Origin of the sequence: Weissella minor (genome assembly GCF_001437425.1) — a bacterium.
Classification (GTDB): Bacteria; Bacillota; Bacilli; order Lactobacillales; family Lactobacillaceae; genus Weissella; species Weissella minor.
In genome coordinates this window covers 218,404-219,852 of sequence record NZ_JQCD01000024.1, presented here as the reverse complement: position 1 = coordinate 219,852, position 1,449 = coordinate 218,404, and the positions used below count along the sequence as shown (strand labels likewise).

Sequence of the window (1,449 nt, the reverse complement as noted above, 5' to 3'; positions counted from 1 at the left end):
GGTGCTGGCTTCACTTGCTTTTGTTGTTGCACTGGCTTAACAGGTGTTGTCTGCTTTGGTGCTGGCTTCACTTGCTTTTGTTGTTGCACTGGCTTAACAGGTGTTGTCTGCTTCTTTGGCGCTGGCTTCACTTGCTTATTCTGTTGCACTGGCTTAGAAGGCGTTGTTTGCTTCTTTGGCGTTGGCTTCACTTGCTTATTCTGTTGCACTGGCTTAGAAGGTGTTGTCTGCTTCTTTGGTGCAGGCTTCACTTGCTTATTCTGTTGTACTGGCTTAGAAGGCGTTGTTTGCTTCTTTGGCGCTGGCTTAGAAGGCGTCGTTTGCTTCTTTGGTGCTGGCTTTGATTGTTTCTTTGGTGCTGGCTTTGATTGTTTCTTGGTTTGTGAACTATTTGCAGCCTTATCGTTTACCAAGAAATTATACCAATACGTCGCAATATTTCCACGATTTGGTTGGTAAGTATTATATGGACGTTCATAATTGTTCATAAAGATCATTGCCAAGTCAAATGGAGACTTTGTACTCTTCATATATTGACGCGCAGTCATTGAACTGTAAGCACTTGGATAGAACTGAATACCGTGTGTCATTTCATACTGAATGCGGGCAGCTTGGCCTTCTAGTGTACGATAATCATAACCGTTTGCTTTAGTCCAATTAATTAATTTGCTTGCCGGTGTCCATTGAACAAGTCCATAACCACCACCGCCGCTAATTTCAGTGATATCTGGTAACAAGTAACTTTCAACGACCATGTTTCCTAACATTCCAGCAATGGCATTAGGCGTCCACCCATGTCCAAGGAAGTACTTGTATAGGTAGCGGGCATTTGCTGTTTGTTGCGCTGAATAATTTTGTGCACGTGCTGGTGCTGCATAAGTTACAGCAACTGGCGCGGCAAAGTCAGCCGGATTGAACACTGCTGGTTCTTGCATTTGGAATGTCGTATTGGCCTTTGACTTCGCCTGAGACTTAACCGCATTATTCTTTTGTGCTACAGACTTTGTTGAAACCTTTTTTGTCTTATTTGAAACAACATTCTTAGACTTCGCTTGCTTTGTTTCAGCCTTTGATGCTTCTTGCTTTACTTCTGGCTTTGATGCCTCTTGCTTCTTTTCAGCCTTATCAGTTTGCTTTGCTTCTGGCTTTGGTGCTTCTTGCTTATTCTCAGACTTATCTGCTTGCTTTGCTTCTGGCTTTGATGCCTCTTGCTTATTCTCAGACTTATCTGCTTGCTTTGCTTCTGGCTTTGATGCCTCTTGCTTATTCTCAGACTTATCTGCTTGCTTTACTTCTGTCTTTGCAGCATCCTTTGTTTCAGCCTTTGATGCTTCTTGCTTGTTTTCAACCTTATCAGCTTGTTTTACTTCTGTCTTTGCAGCATCCTTTGTTTCAGTCTTTGATGTTTCTTGCTTCTTTTCAGACTTATCTGCTTGCTTTGTCTCTGAC

1 protein-coding gene is annotated in these 1,449 nt (G+C 42.7%); it reads right to left on the bottom strand.

The window, feature by feature from the left end; genetic code table 11:
• Positions 1-1,449: phage tail tip lysozyme (locus IV67_RS09425; RefSeq protein WP_236698261.1), on the bottom strand; the 1,449-nt coding region annotated here is incomplete at both ends.